The following is an 18,976-nucleotide window of genomic DNA, read 5'->3' on the forward strand; positions in this document are numbered from 1 at the left end:
AAGTCGATAGCAGGCTATTCGATAGCCTCATAAGGAAGGCCGACGTAGTTTTCCGCAATGGTCTTCCGACCCGCCTCGGAGTCGATGAAATACTCCAGTTCCGACTCGGCAATGCGCTGGCTGAAGGCATCGTGATCATCAAAGCGGTGCAGCATCGAGGTCATCCACCAGGAAAAGCGCTCGGCTTTCCATACCCGACGCAGGCATATCTCCGAATATTTCTCCAGCAAATCGGCGCGATCTTCGCGGTAAACCTTGAGCAGGATGTTGAACAGCGTACTCACATCACTGGCCGCCAGGTTCAGGCCCTTGGCGCCGGTGGGCGGGACGATGTGCGCGGCATCGCCGACCAGGAACATCCGCCCGTACTGCATCGGCTCGACCACGAAGCTGCGCAGTGGCGCGATGCTTTTTTCGATGGACGGGCCGGTGACCAGTTTGTCTGCCAGTTCTTGCGGCAATCGCGACTTGAGTTCGTCCCAGAAGTGTTGATCCGACCAGTTATCGACATGATCGCTGGTGGGCACTTGCAGGTAATAACGGGTGCGTGTCGGCGAGCGCATGCTGCACAGGGCAAAGCCGCGTTCATGGCGGGCGTAGACCAGTTCTTCGTGGACCGGCGGGGTATCGGCCAGGATCCCGAGCCAGCCGAAGGGATAGATCCGTTCGAAGACTTTCAGGCTGTCGGCGGGAATCGATTGCCGCGCCACCCCATGGAAACCGTCGCAACCGGCGATGTAGTCGCAATCGAGTCGCCAGGTCTCACCATCCTTCTCAAAAGTGACAAACGCTTCATCGGTTTTCATGCCGTGGGGAACGACGTTGGCGGCTTGATAAATCGTCTGTGCGCCGGCCTCCCGACGAGCGGCCATCAGGTCGCGGGTGACTTCGGTCTGGCCGTAGATCATCACGGTTTTGCCACCCGTCAGGGCGTGCAGATCGATATGGACCCGGCGCCCGTCGAGGGCCAGCTCGAAGCCGCCATGCACCAGTCCCTCGGCGTCCATGCGCTGACTCACGCCGGCCTGGCGCAGCAGCTCTACCATGCCTTGTTCAAGCACGCCGGCGCGGATTCGGCCGAGCACATAGTCCGGGGCCTGGCGTTCCAGAATGACGGTGTCGATACCGGCGTTGTGCAGCAATTGGCCGAGCAACAGGCCTGAAGGGCCGGCACCAATGATGGCGACTTGGGTTTTCAGCGTTTTCATTGTTGTTATGACTCGCAAGCTTCACGCGACCAGGGCCGGTGAATGATTTTTATGGATCGAGTGCTTGCATTTTTCCCTTGCGAGTCTGTCAATTGAAGGTGAAAACTGAGCCGATACCTGTACATTCTGCCAATCGGTGCGATTATCGCCCGCCATCTACTCCGAGGCCTGGATTGAAGTGATGAACAAGCCTGACCTGCCTTCGATTCCGGTGTTCAAGCTCTACGGTGAAAGCCTGGATTGGCCGACCCCGGACTTGCTGCACTGTGAAACCATTTCCAAACGCAGTCGCGAACATCATTGGGAAATCAAACCCCACCGCCACGCTGATTTGTGCCAGTTACTCTTCGTATTCAAAGGTCAGGCAGAGCTTGAAATCGAAGGCAATCGTACGCAACTGGTGGAACCGGCGATCCAGATCCTGCCACCGCTGTCGGTGCACGGCTTTCGCTTTTCCGAGGATGTGGAAGGCTTTGTCGTGACCCTGGCCGCGCCACTGATCGCCCATCTGCAGATGCAGTTGGGACACTCGATCAATGCCCTGGCCCAGGCTGAAAGTTACCCGGCAGGCAAGGACGCCGAGTACCTCAACAGCCTGTTCAGTGCCTTGCAGAGCGAATACACCAGCCATCAACCGGCGCGGGAAATGCTCATGCATTCGCTGGTCAGTGTGATCATGGTGTGGGTCAGCCGTCAGGTGATCCAGCGTCGCACTGCCATGGCGCGACCGCAGCGGGCCCGGGAATACCTCAATGGTTTTATTCAGCTGGTGGAAGAGACCTATCGCCAGCACGTCAAAGTCGAGGACCTGGCGCACCGGCTGGGGATTTCCGTGTCGCACCTCAACGGCACCTGTCGTGAGTTGGCGGGGCAACCGGCGTTGCAGATCATGCACGAACGGCAATTGCTGGAGGCCAAGCGTTTGCTGACCTACACCAGCATGACTATTTATGAAATGTCCGACGTGTTGGGGTTTTCCGATCCGACCAACTTCACGCGCCTGTTCCGGCGTCGTGTGGGGATTTCGCCCAAGGCCTTCCGCGACCGCTTGAAGGCCGATCAGGACAACGAAGCCTGACCCCTTCGTTACCGGAGGGCGTTGAGGGTGGCGTTATGGGGAACGCAGCGCTCGAAGTTGCAGCTCGCGTATTCGCGGGGCAGGTTGCGCAGTTGCTCTACGCGCCAGGCGGCAGCGCCATACAGCCCGAGCGTGACCGCGCAGGTGATGAAAATCGCGAGGTATCTTCTTGTTTTGATGTTCATGGCGTTGACCTCTGAACGAATACCTTTCGGTATTGCTTTGAGCATAGGTCAGCGCTGGGGAGTTATCAGCAATAGCGCGGTATTCAGAACACTGATCACCTTTGTAGGAGCTGGCTTGCCAGCGAAGAGGGCGTGTCAGTCACCGCTGATGTTGTTTGATACGCCGCTATCGCTGGCAAGCCAGCTCCTACAGGGTCGGTGTTTACAGGCCCACATCCCACGCCGGTTCCTCCGGAAACCTCACCACCAGAAAATCCAGCAAGCTGCGCAACGCCGCCGGCATGTGCTTGCGCGAGGCATACACCGCATACACGTTCATTTGCCGGGGTTCGGCTGCCGGCAGCAGGCGAATCAATTCGCCGCTGTGAATGTGCACGCCGGCCTGATACGTGGGCAGCATCGCCACCCCGGCACCGGCGAGCGTTGCGCGCAGCAGCGTGCTGGCCTCGTTGGCGCTGATGTTGCCCTGCACTGGTACTGAAACCTGCTCGCCGTTCTGCTCGAAATGCCAGAGGCTTTTGCCGAAGTAGGAATGGGTCAGGCAATTGTGCCGGCTCAGGTCCTCGATCCGTTGCGGCGCCGGGTGCTCGCGCAAGTAAGCGGGGGAAGCGCAGATCACCGAGCGGCAAACCGTCAGGCGGCGGGCAATCAGGTTCGGATCCAGGTCGTTGCTGGTGCGGATCGCCAGGTCGATGCGCTCATCCACCAGGTTCACAGTGCGGTCGAGCATCTGCATGTCGATGCTGACGCCGGGGTAGCGTTTGACGTACGCGGCCATGGCATCGGCCAGTTGCGCCTGGCCGAAGGAGGTGCTGACACTGATCCGCAGCAGGCCGCGCGGTGCGTCGTCCGGTTCGCTGACGGCGGCTTGCATGTCGCTGGACAAATCGAGCATCTGCCGACAGCGGGGCAGGATCTCGGTGCCGGCGGCGGTCAGGCTCAACTTGCGTGTGGTGCGATGCATCAGGCGAGCGCCGACCCAGTCTTCCAGTTCTGCCAGATACCGCGACACCACTGGTCGTGACAGCTCCAGATGATCGGCGGCGGCCGACTGGCTGCCGAGGTCGACCACCGTGACGAACACACGCATTGCTTGAAGACGATCCATGATTTGCCCGCTTTCAGAAACAAACTATGTTCAAGCATCGCATTTTTTGTACTGAGTCAGACAACTAAGCTCTGTTCCTCTGTAGGCGCGAGCTCGCTCGCGATGGTCGTTAACGATAACGCGGGTTACCGGTTAAGCGCGGCGTCTTCGATTCCATCGTCGGAACGCCGCCCGGAGCAAGCTCGCTCCTACAAAAGACATCGCCATGCAAGGCATTCGGACAACGGAGCAACAGATGATCGGTTTCACCACTTTAAAGCGCATTTTGCTGGCAAGCGCGGCCTTTGGTTTCGCCGCCCATGCAGCCGCCTCGACCTTGACGCTGGATGTCTACAACCCCGGCGAAAAAGCCATCTTCCCGGTGACCTCGGTGCTGGTCAGCGGCGAGAAGGAAGCGATCCTGGTGGATGCGCAATTCGGCAAATCCCAGGCCGAGAAGGTGGTGGAAAAGATCCGCGCCAGCGGCAAGCAGCTGACTACCATCTACATCAGCCACGGTGACCCGGACTACTACTTCGGCCTCGAAACCCTGACGGCCGCGTTCCCCAAGGCCAAGGTACTCGCCTCGCAGCCGACCGTTGACCATATCAAGCAAACCGTCGACGGCAAACTGGCGTTCTGGGGCCCGAAAATGGGGGCTGATGTGCCGGGCAAAACCATCGTGCCGGACGTGCTCAAGGGCGATAGCCTGAACCTCGAAGGGAAGAAATTGCAGGTGGTTGGTCTTGAGGGCCCGCAGCCGGATCGCAGCTTTGTATGGATTCCGTCGATCAAGGCCGTGGTCGGCGGTGTCGTGGTGGCGCAGAACATCCACGTGTGGATGGCTGACACGCAAACGCCACAGTCCCATGCCGATTGGTTGGCTACGCTGCACTCCATTGAAACCCTGAAGCCGCAGACCGTGGTACCGGGGCATTACCTGGGCGAGAGCGATCGCTCACTGACGGCAGTGCAGTTCACCTCCGCTTACATCAAGGCTTTCGACGAGGAAACCGCAAAGGCCAAGGATTCTGCCGCGCTGATCGCGGCGATGAAAAAGCGCTTCCCGACCCTGGGTGATGAAAGCTCCCTGGAGCTGAGCGCCAAGGTCGCCAAGGGCGAGATGAAGTGGGGTGAATGAATTTAAGGGCTAATGGGAATTCCTGTGGCGAGGGAGCTTGCTCCCGCTGGAGCGCGAAGCGCTCCCCTGCATTCCATCAGTCACACCCTAAGCACAGATTTTACGACTGCTTCGCAGCCGAGCGGGAGCAAGCTCCCTCGCCACAAAGGTCAGCGCAATTTGATACCGATACTTTCAAGCCAACTGGAGAACGTCATGAGCAAAATCGCAATCATCGGTGCCACCGGGCGTGCCGGTAGCCAACTGCTGGAAGAAGCCCTGCGTCGCGGTCACAGCGTTACCGCCATTGCTCGCGACACGGCGAAAATCGACCCGCGTGAAGGTGTGGTCAGCAAGGCCGTCGATGCCCTTGATGCCGCTGCGTTGCAAGCTGCAATAGCGGGCCATGACGTGGTTATCAGCGCGGCGCATTTCGCCGCGCTGCCTGCCAGCGCAGTCGTTGGCCCGGTGAAAAAAGCTGGGGTTAAACGTCTGCTGGTGGTGGGTGGGGCGGGTTCGCTGCTATTGCCCGATGGCACTCGAGTGATCGATAGCGAAGGTTTCCCTGAGGCTTACAAGGCAGAGGCCAGTGCCGGTGCCGAATTCCTCGCAAACTTGCGTGAAGAGCGGGACCTGGACTGGACCTTCCTGTCGCCATCGGCCGAATTTGTCGAGGGCGAGCGCACCGGGAAATTTCGTCTCGGTCAGGATGATTTGTTGGTGAGCAGCGAAGGGCGCAGCTGGATCACCTTTGCCGACTACGCGATTGCAATGCTCGACGAAGTGGAAACGCCGAAACATTCGCGGCAGCGGTTTACCGTCGGGTACTAACACCGCAATCCATGTAGGAGCTGCCGCAGGCTGCGATCTTTTGATTTTGATTTTGACTTTCAAGATCAAAAGATCGCAGCCTTCGGCAGCTCCTACAGATACCGTGTTTCAGCGCGACTGCGCCTGCTCCACCAACCAGCCCATCAATTCACGCAACTTCGGCGAAGGTCCGGGTTTTTCGGGGAACACCAGGTAATACGCCAGCCCCGTTGTGACCTTCAAATCGAATGGCATGACCAGCCGCCCGGCATTCAAGTCATCGCCGATCAGCGACCAATCGCCAATCGCCACCCCCGTTCCCTGGGACGCCATCGACATCGCCAGGTCCAGTGTTTCGAAATGCTGGCCCTTGCCGATATTGGTCAAATGCACATCCGCCGCTTTCAACCAGGCCTTCCAGTCCCGTTCATCGCGGGTCGGGTGGAGCAATAGGTGTTGTTGCAGATCGGCCGGTGCTTGCAGGGGAATGGGGCCTTCGAGCATCGGCCTGGAACACACGGGCGTGAGTTGCTCATCGAAGAGTTTTTGCGACATCAATGAATTGTCCGGCGGTGTGCCGTACATCACCGCCGCATCGAACTGCTCGCGATGAAAGTCCACGCCGTGCTTGACCGTGGTGGTCAGTTCCACCGGCACGTCCGGGCGCTCCCTTTGCCATTGCAACAGACGCGGCAGCAACCAGCGCATGACGCAGGTCGGGGCCTTGAGTTGCAGGGTTTCGCGCTTTTCGCCGATCTGCTCAACCGCCTCGTCGATCAGGCCGAAAATCTGCTGCACCCGTGGCAGCCATTCCCGCCCTTCGGCCGTCAGGTCCAGGCCTCGGGCCAGGCGGATGAACAGCTCATAACCCAGATGATCTTCCAGTCCGGCGATCTGCCGACTCACCGCGCCCTGGGTGATGTGCAACTGTTCGGCGGCCCGGGTGAAATTGCAGCACTGCGCGGTAATCAGGAAGGTGTGCAGCGCCGGCAGGGGAGGCAGTCGTTTCATTGGGATCCAAGGTATGACGTGAGGACATGGCTAGTATGACTTTTTATCCATTGTTGCGGCTACCTGTCGCCCGTTCCAATGAGGCCATTCCCGGGCCTGCGAATCCATCATAAACACAGCGCAGGCCCGGCGTCTCAAATCGAACAAAAAGGGCAATTCACATGGCGACGTGCGGCGAAGTATTGGTCAAGTTACTCGAAAACTACGGGGTCGAGCAGGTGTTCGGCATTCCGGGGGTGCATACCGTGGAGCTGTATCGCGGGCTGGCCCGTTCGAGCATCAACCACGTCACGCCGCGCCATGAACAGGGCGCCGGCTTCATGGCCGACGGCTACGCCCGCACCAGCGGCAAACCGGGTGTGTGCTTTATCATCACCGGCCCTGGCATGACCAATATCACCACCGCCATGGGCCAGGCCTACGCCGATTCGATTCCGATGCTGGTGATCTCCAGCGTGCAATCGCGCAGCCAGTTGGGCGGTGGTCGCGGCAAGCTGCATGAGTTGCCGAACCAGGGCGCACTGTGTGCCGGTGTCGCGGCGTTTTCCCACACCCTGATGTCGGCGTCCGAACTGCCGGGCGTGCTGGCTCGCGCCTTTGCACTGTTCCAGGCTGGCCGTCCGCGTCCGGTGCACATTGAAATTCCGCTGGATGTCCTGGTTGAAGAAGCCGACGACTTGCTCGCCAGCCTGCCAGTCAACATCGACCGCGCCGGTGCTTCGCCGAGCGCCGTGTCGCGCATGACCGAATTGCTGGCCGACGCCAAGCGTCCGCTGATTCTCGCCGGTGGCGGGGCTATCGACGCGGCGTCCGAGCTGACTGAACTGGCCGAACTGCTGGACGCGCCGGTCGCCCTGACCATTAACGCCAAGGGTATGCTCGCCTCCGGCCACCCGTTGCTGATCGGTTCGACCCAGAGCCTGGTTGCTACCCGTGCGCTGGTCGCCGAGGCCGATGTGGTCCTGGCCATTGGCACCGAGCTGGCCGAGACCGACTACGACGTGACCTTCGCCGGTGGCTTCGAGATTCCTGGTCAACTGCTGCGCGTGGACATCGACCCGGACCAGACCGTGCGCAACTATCCGCCGCATGTCGCGCTGGTGGCCGACTCGCGCAACGCCGCCCAGGCGTTGCTCAGCGCGCTGTCGCACAAATCCCTGGCTGAGCGCTGCAACGATTGGGGCCAGGTGCGCGCCGCTCGTCTGCGTGAAGAGCTGGCCGCGACCTGGGACGCACCGACCCTGGCCCAGACCCGTTTCCTCGAAACCGTGCTGCATGAATTGCCGAACGCGGTATTTGTCGGCGACTCGACGCAACCGGTGTACACCGGCAACCTGACGTTCAACCCGGAGCGCCCGCGCCGCTGGTTCAACTCGTCCACCGGTTACGGCACCCTCGGTTACGCCTTGCCGGCAGCGATTGGCGCCTGGTTGGGTGGCAGCGTCGAAGGTGGCGCGCGTCCTCCGGTGGTGTGCCTGATCGGCGACGGTGGCCTGCAATTCACCCTGCCGGAACTGGCCAGCGCCGTTGAAGCGCGCACCCCGGTGATCGTGCTGCTGTGGAATAACCAGGGCTACGAAGAGATCAAGAAATACATGGTCAACCGTGACATCGAACCGGTCGGCGTGGACATTTACACCCCGGACTTCATCGGTGTGGCCAAGGCATTGGGTTGTGCGGCGCAAGCGATCAGCAGTGTCGAGCAACTGCGTGGCGCATTGCGTATGGCCACTGATCGTCAGGGCCCGACCCTGATTGAAATCGACCAAGCCGAGTGGATGCAGGCGGTGTCGAAATGAGTTTCCCGACTACCCAGAACGGCCTGTACATCAACGGCCAATGGTCGGCCGGCAACGAACACCTGCGCGTGATCAACCCGGCGACCGAAGCCCTGTTGACCACCGTCAATGGCGGCGACGAACGCGCGGTTGATCAAGCCGTGAGCGCGGCGACCCAGGCGTTCGCCGACTGGTCAAAAACCACGGGCGCCGAACGCGGTGCGATCCTGCGCAAAATCGCCGCCGCCGTGCAGGCCAGCCGTGAAAAGCTGATGCACTTGCAGTCGAGCAACAACGGCAAGCCACAGTTCGAAGCGGCTATCGACGTTGATGACGTGATCGCCACGTTCGAGTATTACGCCGGTTTGGCCGAAGGGCTGGACGCGAAACAGGACAGCGCCATTGAGCTGCCGACCGACGATTTCAGCGCGCGTTTGCGCCGCGAGCCGTGCGGTGTAGTCGGCCTGATCGTGCCGTGGAACTTCCCGATGGTCACCACTGCGTGGAAACTCGCCCCGGCCCTGGCCGCCGGTTGCTGCGTGGTGCTCAAGCCTTCGGAAGTGACGCCGCTGCCGGAGCTGGAACTGGCGGCAATCATCGCCCAGGCCGGTGTGCCGGCGGGTGTGTTCAACCTGGTGTGCGGCACCGGCCTGGCCGTTGGCGCTCCGCTGTCGGCGGACCCACGCATCGCCAAGGTGTCGTTCACCGGCAGCAACGCAGTCGGCGTGCAGGTCATGCAACGGGCGGCGGAAACCGTCAAGGGCGTGAGCCTGGAACTGGGCGGCAAATCTTCGCTGCTGGTGCTGGCCGATGCCGATCTCGACCTGGCGGTGGAAGTGGCCTGTGGCGGTGGTTTCTTCAATGCCGGGCAGATGTGTTCCGCCACCAGCCGCGTGCTGGTCGCTGACGAACTGGCTGATGAATTCCTGACCCGCGTGAAGGCCCGTGCCGAAGCGATTCGCGTGGCCGACCCGTTCGATCCGAACGTGGAAATGGGCGCGCTGGTCAATCAGGCGCAATACCAGCGCGTGCTCGGTCACATCGATCGAGGTTTGAGTGCCGGCGCCAAGCTGGTTTGCGGTGGCAATCGTCCCGCCGACCTGCCGCGCGGATATTTTTTGCAGCCGACGGTGTTCACCGAAGTGCCCCTCGACAGTGCGCTGTGGTGTGAAGAGATTTTCGGCCCGGTGATCTGCGTGCGCAGTTTCGCCTCGGAGGCTGAAGCGATTGCTCTGGCCAACGACAGCCAGTTTGGCCTGGTGGCCAGCGTGGTGACACGCGATGCACAGACCGCTGATCGCGTCGCCAACGCTTTGCAGGCGGGCCTTGTGTGGATCAACGCGCCGCAGGTGATCTTCCCGCAGACCGCCTGGGGCGGCTACAAGCAGAGCAGTATCGGTCGCGAATTGGGGCCGTGGGGCTTGCAGGCTTTCCAGGAAATCAAACACGTGATTCGGGCTGTCTGAAGGCACGAAAAAGGTGAGCGCATGCCTCCAGTTGAGGCATGCGCTGGCGTCATGGCTTCAATGAGTTTTTATCGATAGTCAGGTGTTTTACACGACCTCAGGATGAACTCGCCGGTTCAGCCAAACCCCCGAAAATACGAGGGATAACGCTGGTCCGGTCGCGCGGATGCAACAGTTTCGACCTGCCTTATACCTACAAAAACAAAGGGAGTCCGTAATGGGCGAGCATGATCTGAACAGACGTCAATTCATCAAGACCGTGGGCGTAGCCTCGGTTGCAGCGGCAGCCATGAGCATGCCGTTCATCAAGGCCAATGCCAGCGACACACGTTTTGCCGGCAAGACCCTGCGTTTGCTGACCTGGTCCGATGACACCGGCCTGGCTGCGCTGCGCAACATCGCTGCGACCTTCGAAGACAAGTACGGCTGCAAGGTCATCGCTGACCGCACCGGCAGTACCTCGGAAATGGTCGCCAAGCTCAAGGCCGGTGGTGATCGTCCGCAATACGACGTCATCACCCTGGCAGGCGTCGGCGCCGAAGGTCTGGCCGCCGCCAACCTGCTGGAAAAACCCGACCTCAACCGCATTCCCAACCTCGTCGATGTACCGGAGAAGTACCGCACCGGCGCCAATGGTCACGGTATCGGTTACTTGCTGTGGTGCAACAGCCTGGTCTACAGCACCCGCACCCAGAAACAAGCGCCGGACAGCTACGCTTCCCTGTGGGACGCCGACCTGGCACCGAACATCTTCCTGCCGCCGCCGAACTGGACCGAGGCCATGGACCTGATCATCATCGCCGCCAAACTGGCCGGTGGTGACGAACACAACATTGAACCGGGCTTCAAGAAACTCGCCGAGCTGAAGGATCGTGTGGTGACCCTGGGCGAAAACCCGAACCAGATCGCCGAACTGTTCCGTACCGGTTCCCTGGACATGGGCGGTCTGTACGCCCCCGCGTTCTTCCCGAAACAGATCCGCGATCCGAACTACGGACTGGGCGCCACATTTGGCATGAAGGAAGGTTTTTACACCGACCTGATGCTGTCGGTGATGCCGAAGAATCGTCCTGGCGATACCGACATGGCCTACGCCTTCATCAACCACTCTCTGGACCCGCTGGTGCAGGGCAAGATGGCTGAAGACATCTACAACGGCCCGGTCAACGCCAAGGCGATCATCTCCGCCGAAGCACGCAAGAGCCCGTACATCCTCACGCCGGAGCAGATTGCCGAGAAGGCGATCATGCACGACAACGCCTTCCTGGCGACTGTGCATGACCAGTGGATTCGTCGTTACACGGAAATCTTTTCTTCCTGATCTGAATGGCGCGGAGGTTCTTCGAACCTCATCGCGGCACGGGTGTGACGGCTGACCGGATCCCCCCTGTAGGAGCTGCCGAAGGCTGCGATCTTTTGATCTTGATGTTGATCCTCATCTGCTCCAGAAAAGATCAAGATCAAAAGATCGCAGCCTTCGGCAGCTCCTACGGGATCGAGTTAATACCCACACTCTTGCGCCAATGATCTTCCATTGACGAGACCCATTGCTATGGAACACCAACCTCTGATCCATCCGGTGAGTGCCGCCCCCGTGCGCGCTGTTCGGGGTGTTTCGCCAACGACGCGCGCCTGGTTTTTTCTCTCGCCGTCGATGCTGTTTCTTGGCGTACTGATTGCCGCAAGCCTCTTGGTACTGCGCATGAGCGTGGGCACCAAAGGCGCGGAATGGTCCGGGTTCAGCCTGGCCAGTTACGCTCAGTTGCTGGAACCCTATTACCTCAAATCGCTGATGCTGACCCTGCGCCTGGCGCTGATCAGCGCGGTGATCGCCGTGATCCTGGCGATCCCGGTGGCCTACACCATGTCGCGCCTGAGCTCGCCGTTCGTGCGCCGGATCTTCCTGGCGGCAGTGTTGCTGCCCTTGCTGGTCAACCTGCTGCTGCAAAGCTACGGCTGGCTGGTGATCCTCGGTCCCGGTGGCATGCTCAACCAGACCCTGATGGGCCTGGGCCTGATCAAGCGCCCGATCATGCTGTTGTACAACCAGAACGGCGTGTTGATGGGCCTGGTGCAAACCGCCTTCCCGCTGGCCGTGTTGCCGATTGCCAGCGCCATGCGCGGCGTTGCCCGCAGCTACGAAGAAGCCGCCGCGACCCTCGGCGCCAGTCGCTTCCAGGTGTTCCGCCAGGTGGTATTGCCGATGAGTCTGCCGGGGATCATTACCGGTGCGACCCTGGTGTTCGCCTACAACGCCAGCAGTTTCGTGGTGCCGTTGCTGCTCGGTGGCCGGCGTGTGCCGATGCTGGCAGTGATGGTGCATGACCAGATCGCCCCGCTGATGAACTGGCCCGCCGCATCCGCTGCCGGTGTGGTGCTGATCGTCACTACCCTCGCGATCATGACCCTGTCCGAATACATCACTGGCCGTCGTCGCCGCATGCTGGAGGCTTCGCAATGAGTACCCTGACCCAGAAGCGCCGGTCGCTGTTGCCGGGCGATACCGGCAAGTTTGCCGGCATCCTCTCGGGCTTCATCCTGCTGCTGGCGGTGTTGCCGATCCTGACCATGATCGTGATGTCGTTCAGCGGCGCGTCGAACCTCGACTTCCCGCCGAGCAGCTACAGCCTGCAATGGTACAAGGCCGCCTGGCACACTTTCGTCTCGCCGGACTCAAGCGACGTGCTGAGCCTGGGCAAAGCCATGAGCACCAGCCTGCTGGTGGCGTGCCTGACCATGATTTTCGCCACGATCATTGCGGTGCCGGCGGCCTACGCGCTGACCCGTTGCGAGTTCCGCGGCAAGGCCGTGGCGCTGCAACTGATGTCGTTGCCACTGGTGTTCCCGATGGTGGTATTGGGGCTGGCGTTGCTGCTGGTGTTCGACAGCCTGCCGTTCCAGATGACCACTTCGCGCCTGGTGATTGCCCACGTGATCCTCGCGTTGCCGTTCGTGGTGAAGAACTGCACGGCGGCGATGCTCTCCATCGGCAGTGAAGTTGAAGAGGCTGCGCAAATGCTCGGTGCTTCACCGCTGCGGGCGATTGTCGATGTGGTGGTGCCGTTGATGAAGTCGGGGATCCTGGCGGGCATGCTGCTGGCGTTCATCGTTTCGTTCAACGAGTTCACCGTGACCTACTTCCTCTACACCATCGATGTGATGACCGTGCCGATCTGGATGTACAGCCGCACCGTGTCTTCGCTCGACCCAACCGTATTTTCGTTTGCCGTGCTGATCGTGTTGATCGACTTCGTCCTGATCTGGGCGCTCGAAAAACTGGTTGGTGAAGGTGGCGTTTCGTTCTGATTTCTTGAGGTGATTCACATGTCTGGTCTGATTCTGGAAAACGTCGAGAAACATTACGGCTCGGCCTGCGCGGTAACGGATGTGAACCTGCATTTGCCCGAGGGCAAACTGGTGTGTTTCCTCGGCCCTTCGGGCTGCGGCAAAACCACCTTGCTGCGCATGATTGCCGGCCTTGAAACCCTGACCGGCGGCGAAATCCGCCTGGACGGTGAAGACATCGGCAACACCCCGGCGCACCTGCGCAATTTCGGCATGGTGTTCCAGTCCCTGGCGTTGTTCCCGCACATGACCGTGGGCGAAAACATCGCCTATCCGCTGAAACTGCGCGGGGTCAGCAAGGCTGACCAGCAGGCGCGGGTGGTGGAGTTGCTGGAACTGATCCAGTTGCAGCAGATGATCAATCGTCCGGTGGCCAAGCTGTCCGGCGGCCAACGCCAGCGCGTGGCGATTGCCCGGGCGATTGCCTCGCACCCTAAAATCCTCCTGCTTGACGAACCGTTGTCGGCACTGGACGCCAAGCTGCGCGAGTCGATGCAGGTGGAAATCCGTCAACTGCAACAACGCCTGAACATCACCACCATCATGGTCACCCACGACCAGCGCGAAGCCATGACCATGGCCGATATCGTGGTCGTATTGGGTGAGCACAAGGTGCAGCAGGTGGGCACGCCGATCGAGATCTATCGGCATCCGGCCAACGAGTTCGTCGCGGACTTCATCGGCTCAGGCAACATCTTCCCGGCTACGGTGCTGGGTAACGGCAAGGTCAGCTTGCCGGGTGGCGATGCGCTGCAAGTGCCGATCTGCAGCAGCATTGTGGCCGGTGAAAAGGTGAAGATGCTGATTCGTCCGGAAGACCTGCAACTGTCGGCTCCGCAGGCGACCGCGGGCAACCGCTTGCTGGGCAAGGTGACGTTCGTGCGGGATATCGGGGCGACCATCGAGACTACGGTGGAGTGTTCCGGGGTGTCGTTTACCGCGCTGAGCACGCCGTGTCAGGGCTTTGGCCTGAGCGTTGGGCATCCGGTGTCGGTGACCTTGCCGGTGGAGGCTTGCCGGGTGCTTGGGGCCTGATTCAAGACGTGTATTGCCTGAACTGGCCTCTTCGCTGGCAAGCCAGCTCCTACACGGCTCGCGTTCTCCTGAACAACGCGGTCCCCTGTAGGAGCTGGCTTGCCAGCGAAGGCGTCAGTCACCGCACCGCAAATGCCAGATCAAACCGATAAGCGCAACCGCGCCAGATCCCGCAATGGCGGCGCCCCGAACAACCGGCTGTACTCACGGCTGAACTGCGACGGGCTTTCATACCCGACCCGATACCCCGCCGCCGAAGCTTCCAGCCCTTCGGCCAGCATCAACCGCCGCGCTTCCTGCAGGCGCAACTGCTTCTGATACTGCAACGGACTCATCGCCGTCATCGCCTTGAAGCGGTGATGCAGCGTCGACACGCTCAGGTTCACTTCCTTGGCCAGATCGTCGATGCGCAACGGCTGTTCAAAGTTGCCGTTGAGCCATTTGATCGCCTGGCTGATGCGATGGCTCTGACTGTTGGCGATGGCGATTTCATACAGCCGATGCCCCTGCTTGCTGCGCAACAATCGGTAGAGTATTTCCCGACGAATCAGCGGCGCCAGCATGGCGATGTCTTTCGGCGTGTCCAGCAACCGCGCCAGGCGCAGCACCGCGTCAAGCATCGCAGTGTCGAGTTTTTCGACATACAGACCGCGTCCGGTCGGCCGGGTAGGCACGCCGAGGGGGCCGGCGTCGGCGATCAGTGCGGTGATTTCCGTCGGGTCGATGTCCAGGCGCAAGGCCAGGATCGGTTCCTCGGCCGAGACATCCACCACTCGTCCACTGAGCGGCATCGAGACCGAGACCACCAGGTAATTCAACGGGTCGTAGTTGAAGTACTCGTTGGCCAGCTGAACTTGCTTGCGCCCCTGGGCCATGATGCACAGCGCCGGTTGCGCGAGTACCGGGGCGAACTCGTGGGACTGGCTGTGGCGGGACATGAACAGCGAGCCGATGGCAGTCGCATAACTGCCATCTTCGGCGGTGTTGCGGCGAATGATCGCCGCCAGTTCCGCGCGCTGGTGCTCCATGTCGGGGTTCAGTGGGGCTTCAGAGTGATCGAGCGACGACATGCAAGGCATCCTCGGCAAGGCATGAGTAATGGGCAGAGCATAAGTTTGTGCAAGCCGCAGCGGTAGACACATCCTGCCCGATGCTTGCCTGATTCTGCTTGGGGTTGGTTTCGTTCCCAAACACGGCCAACGCACAGGTGCGCTTCAACTAACGCCGATAACCCCGTAGGAGCTGCCGAAGGCTGCGATCTTTTGATTTTGAAAGTGAAAGTCAAAAGATCGCAGCCTTCGGCAGCTCCTACACAAAGCTCGTATGGCAGAACCGTGACAGGGTTTACAGCTTGTTACAGGCTGGCGATGCAGTTTCGCAGGATTGTGCAACGCGCCGGCAGGAATCGACTAACGAGACAGGCGTCGCGGCCCTTAACCTTTGATCCTGTCGCAGCCCGTCCCCCGGCTGCCACACGACTCCCCGGGAGGGTTGAACATGTCCAAGCAGATCCCCGTCAGTCATATGGCCTTCGTTCGAGCGCGCACCGGGCGCTCGGCGGAACTCGGTGTACGCCTCAGCGCCCTGATCGAACCGTCACGCGCAGCGCCTGGCTGCCTGGGCTTTGCCTTGCAGCATTCGCAGTGCGATCCGCAGCTTTGGCTGGTCTCCGGTTTCTGGAGCAATCAACAGGCCATGACTGCGTACTTCAGCACGCCGGCAATGGAGATTTTTGCCGAGCTGGTGCAGGAGCTGGTGGTCAACAGTCTGGATTTCCACACCTTCAAGGATGTCTCGGCGGCGCAGGCCCTCGATCAGTCCGAAGTGGCGGTACACAAACTGGCCGGTTGAGGGTTTAATGATGGCATTCTCAACCAGCCAGGATTCGCGACATGGCACGTAAAGCCTTTGATCACTTCGAAGCTGTTTCCGCTGTAGTACCGGGCGAGGGTGGTTACCACGCCGCGATCGCCGTCAAAGCGCTGGGTGGTGCCGGCGCTCCGCGTTTTCACACAGTGCTGGAAGGCCAGATATTCAAGACCGCTCACGAGGCCGATGATGCGGCCGCCAAGGAACTGACCCACCTCAAGGACGTCAAGGAAAACACCGACCTGCTCTGGTGATTTTCACCGCCCCGGGCGGTACATCTTGAACAACGCCTCGGGCCCCAGCTGGAAATAATCCGCTGGCCCGCCGCCGCGCAGAATCGGTTCTGCCGCGGCGGTGTCGTATATCCCATCCTTCAACAACCATTTGGCGATATGCACGGCGACCACTTCGCCGAGGATCAGCCAGCTGGGCACCACATTGCCGTCCGCCCGTTGCAACTGGATGATCTGCGTGACCTTGCACTCGAAGGACACCGGGCTCTCGGCCACCCGTGGCACCTGAATGACCTTCGAGGCAACGGTCGTCAGCCCCGCCAGTTCGAATTCGTTGACTTCAGGCCCGACCATGGCGCAGCTCTGGTTCATCTGCTCGGCCAGCGGCCGGGTGGCCAGGTTCCAGGCGAACTCGCCGGTCTGTTCGATGTTGTTCAGGCTGTCTTTGCGCCCGATGCTGGAAAACCCGATGATCGGTGGAATGTAGTTGAAGGCGTTGAAGAAGCTGTAGGGCGCGAGGTTCAAGCGGCCCTCGGCATTCTGTGAAGAGATCCAGCCGATGGGGCGCGGGCCGACGATGGCGTTGAACGGATCGTGGGGCAGACCGTGGCCGTGGGCGGGTTCGTAGAAGTGGATGTCGTCGGGCATTGGGATTTCCAGAGCTTGCGGAGAGACGTGCATGGTGCAAGCCCGCGCCACGGATTTCCAGTCGGACGAAGATCACTGTAGGAGCTTGCTCGCGATAGCGGTTTCACATTCAACCGCTGTGTGGTCTGCAAGAATGCTTTCGCGAGCAAGCTCGCTCCTACAGGTTTTGAAGCCGGGCTGTGAGTTTCCCTCCACGATCAGCCGATAGCTTCAGCGCTACCGGTTTTATCAAAACCGTCAGAGGCATAGACGCCCGAATGGCTGCGTTCGATGGCGGCGCTGGCATCGGAGCCGAAAGAGGCCGAGCCGGTTTTGTCGTAGCCATCGGCTGCAAAGGTATTGGCAGCCAGCACGGAAAGGGTCAGGGCAAGGATCAATCGGATTTTCATGACAGGTACTCCAGGTACGTTCGCTATGGGTACGTTCAGGCACTCTTTCGAGGCCTGTAACGGATATACGTGCGTCCTGTCGATATGGATGCACTCAGCAGCAGGCTGCTGCCGGAGCATTAACCGATGATTATCCTGGTGGCGGGGGAGACGAATGGTGCCCTTCGCGAGTTCGTTCGCGAAGGGCCTTGGCGCTCACCGTTGCAGTGAGCGTCGGTTGGCGATCAGTTGGTGACGATCCGCGAATGCTTGCGGGTGTCTTTCATGGTGACGTACACCAGCAACGACACGGCAATACACGCGGTCACGTACCAGTAGTAACCCGTCTCCATGCCGATGCTCTTGAACCACAGCGCGATGTATTCGGCGGTGCCGCCGAAGATCGAAACGGTCAGTGCATACGGCAGGCCCACGCCCAGTGCGCGGATTTCGGTCGGGAACAGTTCGGCCTTCACCACCGCATTGATCGAGGTGTAGCCGCTGACGATGATCAGCGCCGCCATGATCAGGAAGAACGCGCCCCACCAGGTCGTAATGGTGTGCAGGGTGGTGAGGATCGGTACGGTGAACAGCGTGCCCAGAATGCCGAAGGCAATCAGGATCGGCCGACGACCGATTTTATCCGACAGCCCGCCGATGATTGGTTGCAGGCACATGAACAGGAACAGCGTGGCGGCGGAAATGGTGGTGGAGTCGGAGATGCTCATGCCGACGGTGTTCACCAGGTATTTCTGCATGTACGTGGTGTAGGTGTAGAACGCCAGGGTGCCGCCCATGGTCAGGCCGACCACGGTCATCAGTTCCTTGGGGTGACGCATCAAGGTGCGCATCGCGCTTTCCTTGGCTTTTTCTTTCTTGGTGAAGGACTCGGTTTCTTCCATGCCGCGACGCAGGTACAACGCAACCACGGCACACAGCGCGCCGATGGCGAACGGGATGCGCCAGCCCCAGGCGTACAGCTCTTCGGTAGTCAGGAAGTTCTGCAGGACGATCAGCACCGCCAAAGCGATGAGCTGGCCGGAGATCAGGGTCACGTACTGGAAGCTGGAGTAGAAGCCACGACGCTCCTTGGTCGCCATCTCGCTGAGGTAGGTGGCGGAGGTGCCGTATTCGCCACCCACCGACAGGCCTTGCAGCAAGCGCGCGAACACCAGCAGGATCGGCGCACCGATGCCGATGACTTCGTAACTCGGGCTCAGGGCTATCAGCAGCGAGCCGAAGCACATCAGGTACACCGAGGCCATCAGGGCCTTTTTGCGCCCGACCTTGTCGGCATACAGCCCCATCAGCCAGCCACCGATCGGACGCATCAGGAAGCCCACGGCGAAGATCGCGGCGGTGTTGAGCAGTTGGGCGGTGGTGTCGCCTTTGGGGAAGAAGGTCTTGGCGAAGTACAGGGAGAAGGCGGCGTAGACGTACCAGTCGTACCACTCGACCATGTTGCCGACGGAGCCGCTGAAAATCGATTTGATGCGACTGGCGGTGGTTCTTTCTTTGGCCGGCGCGGCAGCCGACCCAAGCGGCAGGGAGTTGGAGTTATCCATTGAAGGATCCTTCATTTAATTGTTTTTGTGGAGCGCGAATAAACGCAGCCTGCAGGGGCTATAGCAGGAGCTGTGCCAAGGGGGAGAGGGCCGGTTTAGAGGGGTTGTGGTGTTTTTGTGAGCGGAAATCCGCTTATCAAAAGTAAGTGGTGAGCGAAAAACTGCCTATT

General features: G+C 60.4%; 19 protein-coding genes. 11 read left to right on the plus strand and 8 right to left on the minus strand.

The genetic code is table 11. From position 1 onward, the window contains the following. Positions 1–14: 14 nt before the first annotated feature. The gene (gene pobA / locus KW849_RS01350; RefSeq protein WP_218427859.1) at positions 15–1,199 is read right to left on the minus strand and encodes a 4-hydroxybenzoate 3-monooxygenase; all 1,185 of its coding nucleotides are present in this window, start codon (positions 1,197–1,199) and stop codon (positions 15–17) included. A gap of 190 nt (positions 1,200–1,389) precedes the next feature. On the opposite strand from pobA, the gene KW849_RS01355 reads away from it, so the two are divergent. Then, the gene (locus KW849_RS01355) at positions 1,390–2,286 is read left to right on the plus strand and encodes a helix-turn-helix domain-containing protein (RefSeq protein WP_218426980.1); all 897 of its coding nucleotides are present in this window, start codon (positions 1,390–1,392) and stop codon (positions 2,284–2,286) included. An 8-nt stretch (positions 2,287–2,294) separates the two neighbouring features. Here KW849_RS01355 and KW849_RS01360 read toward each other — a convergent pair whose 3' ends face one another. Both KW849_RS01360 and KW849_RS01365 read right to left on the minus strand, forming a co-directional pair. After that, positions 2,295–2,471, minus strand: coding sequence for a hypothetical protein (locus KW849_RS01360; RefSeq protein ID WP_218426986.1), 177 nt, complete (start codon positions 2,469–2,471; stop codon positions 2,295–2,297). A 202-nt stretch (positions 2,472–2,673) separates the two neighbouring features. After that, complete coding sequence (locus KW849_RS01365; RefSeq protein WP_218426988.1) at positions 2,674–3,579, minus strand: LysR family transcriptional regulator; 906 nt, start codon at positions 3,577–3,579, stop codon at positions 2,674–2,676. Between the two features lie 235 nt (positions 3,580–3,814). Between KW849_RS01365 and KW849_RS01370 the strand changes: the two genes are divergently transcribed. Together KW849_RS01370 and KW849_RS01375 are read left to right on the plus strand one after the other, a co-directional pair. After that, positions 3,815–4,699: an MBL fold metallo-hydrolase gene (locus tag KW849_RS01370; RefSeq protein WP_218427861.1), complete on the plus strand. Its 885-nt coding sequence runs from the start codon at positions 3,815–3,817 to the stop codon at positions 4,697–4,699. Between the two features lie 195 nt (positions 4,700–4,894). Further along, a complete protein-coding gene (locus KW849_RS01375) occupies positions 4,895–5,509 on the plus strand; it encodes an NAD(P)-dependent oxidoreductase (RefSeq protein ID WP_218426990.1) in 615 nt (204 codons plus the stop codon). Between the two features lie 108 nt (positions 5,510–5,617). Here the strand turns inward: KW849_RS01375 and KW849_RS01380 are convergent, their stop codons facing one another. After that, a complete protein-coding gene (locus tag KW849_RS01380) occupies positions 5,618–6,499 on the minus strand; it encodes a LysR substrate-binding domain-containing protein (protein WP_218426992.1) in 882 nt (293 codons plus the stop codon). A 161-nt stretch (positions 6,500–6,660) separates the two neighbouring features. Between KW849_RS01380 and KW849_RS01385 the strand changes: the two genes are divergently transcribed. The 6 genes from KW849_RS01385 to KW849_RS01410 all read left to right on the plus strand — a co-directional run bounded on the left by KW849_RS01385 (position 6,661) and on the right by KW849_RS01410 (position 14,123). Next, the gene (locus tag KW849_RS01385; protein WP_218426994.1) at positions 6,661–8,298 is read left to right on the plus strand and encodes a 5-guanidino-2-oxopentanoate decarboxylase; all 1,638 of its coding nucleotides are present in this window, start codon (positions 6,661–6,663) and stop codon (positions 8,296–8,298) included. After that, positions 8,295–9,743, plus strand: a complete 1,449-nt coding sequence (locus tag KW849_RS01390; RefSeq protein WP_218426996.1) for an aldehyde dehydrogenase family protein — start codon at positions 8,295–8,297, stop codon at positions 9,741–9,743. The genes KW849_RS01385 and KW849_RS01390 overlap by 4 nt, the downstream gene beginning before the upstream one ends. Positions 9,744–9,960: 217 nt before the next feature. Further along, positions 9,961–11,064, plus strand: a complete 1,104-nt coding sequence (locus tag KW849_RS01395; RefSeq protein ID WP_108215047.1) for an extracellular solute-binding protein — start codon at positions 9,961–9,963, stop codon at positions 11,062–11,064. A 231-nt stretch (positions 11,065–11,295) separates the two neighbouring features. Next, positions 11,296–12,204 (plus strand): ABC transporter permease, encoded by a 909-nt coding sequence (locus KW849_RS01400; protein WP_218426998.1) that lies wholly within the window; start codon positions 11,296–11,298, stop codon positions 12,202–12,204. Further along, positions 12,201–13,049, plus strand: coding sequence for an ABC transporter permease (locus KW849_RS01405; protein ID WP_218427000.1), 849 nt, complete (start codon positions 12,201–12,203; stop codon positions 13,047–13,049). The genes KW849_RS01400 and KW849_RS01405 overlap by 4 nt, the downstream gene beginning before the upstream one ends. Positions 13,050–13,067: 18 nt before the next feature. Continuing rightward, positions 13,068–14,123: an ABC transporter ATP-binding protein gene (locus KW849_RS01410; protein ID WP_218427002.1), complete on the plus strand. Its 1,056-nt coding sequence runs from the start codon at positions 13,068–13,070 to the stop codon at positions 14,121–14,123. A 140-nt stretch (positions 14,124–14,263) separates the two neighbouring features. Here the strand turns inward: KW849_RS01410 and KW849_RS01415 are convergent, their stop codons facing one another. After that, positions 14,264–15,193, minus strand: a complete 930-nt coding sequence (locus KW849_RS01415) for an AraC family transcriptional regulator (protein ID WP_218427004.1) — start codon at positions 15,191–15,193, stop codon at positions 14,264–14,266. A gap of 427 nt (positions 15,194–15,620) precedes the next feature. Here KW849_RS01415 and KW849_RS01420 point away from each other — a divergent pair, with 427 nt between their 5' ends. Then, a complete protein-coding gene (locus KW849_RS01420; protein ID WP_218427006.1) occupies positions 15,621–15,974 on the plus strand; it encodes a putative quinol monooxygenase in 354 nt (117 codons plus the stop codon). A gap of 41 nt (positions 15,975–16,015) precedes the next feature. Then, entirely contained in the window at positions 16,016–16,246 is a 231-nt protein-coding gene (locus tag KW849_RS01425) for a hypothetical protein (protein ID WP_218427008.1), read from the plus strand. Between the two features lie 3 nt (positions 16,247–16,249). Here the strand turns inward: KW849_RS01425 and KW849_RS01430 are convergent, their stop codons facing one another. The 3 genes from KW849_RS01430 to KW849_RS01440 all read right to left on the minus strand — a co-directional run bounded on the left by KW849_RS01430 (position 16,250) and on the right by KW849_RS01440 (position 18,806). After that, on the minus strand, positions 16,250–16,873 hold the full coding sequence (locus KW849_RS01430) for a flavin reductase family protein (RefSeq protein WP_218427010.1): 624 nt from the start codon (positions 16,871–16,873) through the stop codon (positions 16,250–16,252). 197 nt (positions 16,874–17,070) lie between these two features. Continuing rightward, positions 17,071–17,262: a hypothetical protein gene (locus KW849_RS01435; RefSeq protein ID WP_218427013.1), complete on the minus strand. Its 192-nt coding sequence runs from the start codon at positions 17,260–17,262 to the stop codon at positions 17,071–17,073. A 224-nt stretch (positions 17,263–17,486) separates the two neighbouring features. Continuing rightward, positions 17,487–18,806 carry an MFS transporter gene (locus KW849_RS01440; protein WP_218427015.1) on the minus strand — a complete coding sequence of 440 codons (1,320 nt, stop codon included), beginning with the start codon at positions 18,804–18,806 and terminating at the stop codon, positions 17,487–17,489. Between the last annotated feature and the right edge of the window lie 170 nt (positions 18,807–18,976).

The sequence above is a fragment of the Pseudomonas sp. PDM26 genome, from assembly GCF_019219185.1.
Lineage (GTDB): Bacteria > Pseudomonadota > Gammaproteobacteria > Pseudomonadales > Pseudomonadaceae > Aquipseudomonas.

Coding starts and splice junctions, on each gene's coding strand:
- KW849_RS01390 (WP_218426996.1), top strand. CDS start 8,295: ATGAGTTTCCCGACTACCCAGAACGGCCTGTACATCAACGGCCAATGG.
- KW849_RS01375 (WP_218426990.1), top strand. CDS start 4,895: ATGAGCAAAATCGCAATCATCGGTGCCACCGGGCGTGCCGGTAGCCAA.
- KW849_RS01395 (WP_108215047.1), top strand. CDS start 9,961: ATGGGCGAGCATGATCTGAACAGACGTCAATTCATCAAGACCGTGGGC.
- KW849_RS01370 (WP_218427861.1), top strand. CDS start 3,815: ATGATCGGTTTCACCACTTTAAAGCGCATTTTGCTGGCAAGCGCGGCC.
- KW849_RS01405 (WP_218427000.1), top strand. CDS start 12,201: ATGAGTACCCTGACCCAGAAGCGCCGGTCGCTGTTGCCGGGCGATACC.
- KW849_RS01410 (WP_218427002.1), top strand. CDS start 13,068: ATGTCTGGTCTGATTCTGGAAAACGTCGAGAAACATTACGGCTCGGCC.
- KW849_RS01440 (WP_218427015.1), bottom strand. CDS start 18,806: ATGGATAACTCCAACTCCCTGCCGCTTGGGTCGGCTGCCGCGCCGGCC.
- KW849_RS01380 (WP_218426992.1), bottom strand. CDS start 6,499: ATGAAACGACTGCCTCCCCTGCCGGCGCTGCACACCTTCCTGATTACC.
- KW849_RS01435 (WP_218427013.1), bottom strand. CDS start 17,262: ATGAAAATCCGATTGATCCTTGCCCTGACCCTTTCCGTGCTGGCTGCC.
- KW849_RS01425 (WP_218427008.1), top strand. CDS start 16,016: ATGGCACGTAAAGCCTTTGATCACTTCGAAGCTGTTTCCGCTGTAGTA.
- KW849_RS01430 (WP_218427010.1), bottom strand. CDS start 16,873: ATGCCCGACGACATCCACTTCTACGAACCCGCCCACGGCCACGGTCTG.
- KW849_RS01365 (WP_218426988.1), bottom strand. CDS start 3,579: ATGGATCGTCTTCAAGCAATGCGTGTGTTCGTCACGGTGGTCGACCTC.
- KW849_RS01420 (WP_218427006.1), top strand. CDS start 15,621: ATGTCCAAGCAGATCCCCGTCAGTCATATGGCCTTCGTTCGAGCGCGC.
- KW849_RS01385 (WP_218426994.1), top strand. CDS start 6,661: ATGGCGACGTGCGGCGAAGTATTGGTCAAGTTACTCGAAAACTACGGG.
- KW849_RS01400 (WP_218426998.1), top strand. CDS start 11,296: ATGGAACACCAACCTCTGATCCATCCGGTGAGTGCCGCCCCCGTGCGC.
- KW849_RS01360 (WP_218426986.1), bottom strand. CDS start 2,471: ATGAACATCAAAACAAGAAGATACCTCGCGATTTTCATCACCTGCGCG.
- KW849_RS01415 (WP_218427004.1), bottom strand. CDS start 15,193: ATGTCGTCGCTCGATCACTCTGAAGCCCCACTGAACCCCGACATGGAG.
- KW849_RS01355 (WP_218426980.1), top strand. CDS start 1,390: ATGAACAAGCCTGACCTGCCTTCGATTCCGGTGTTCAAGCTCTACGGT.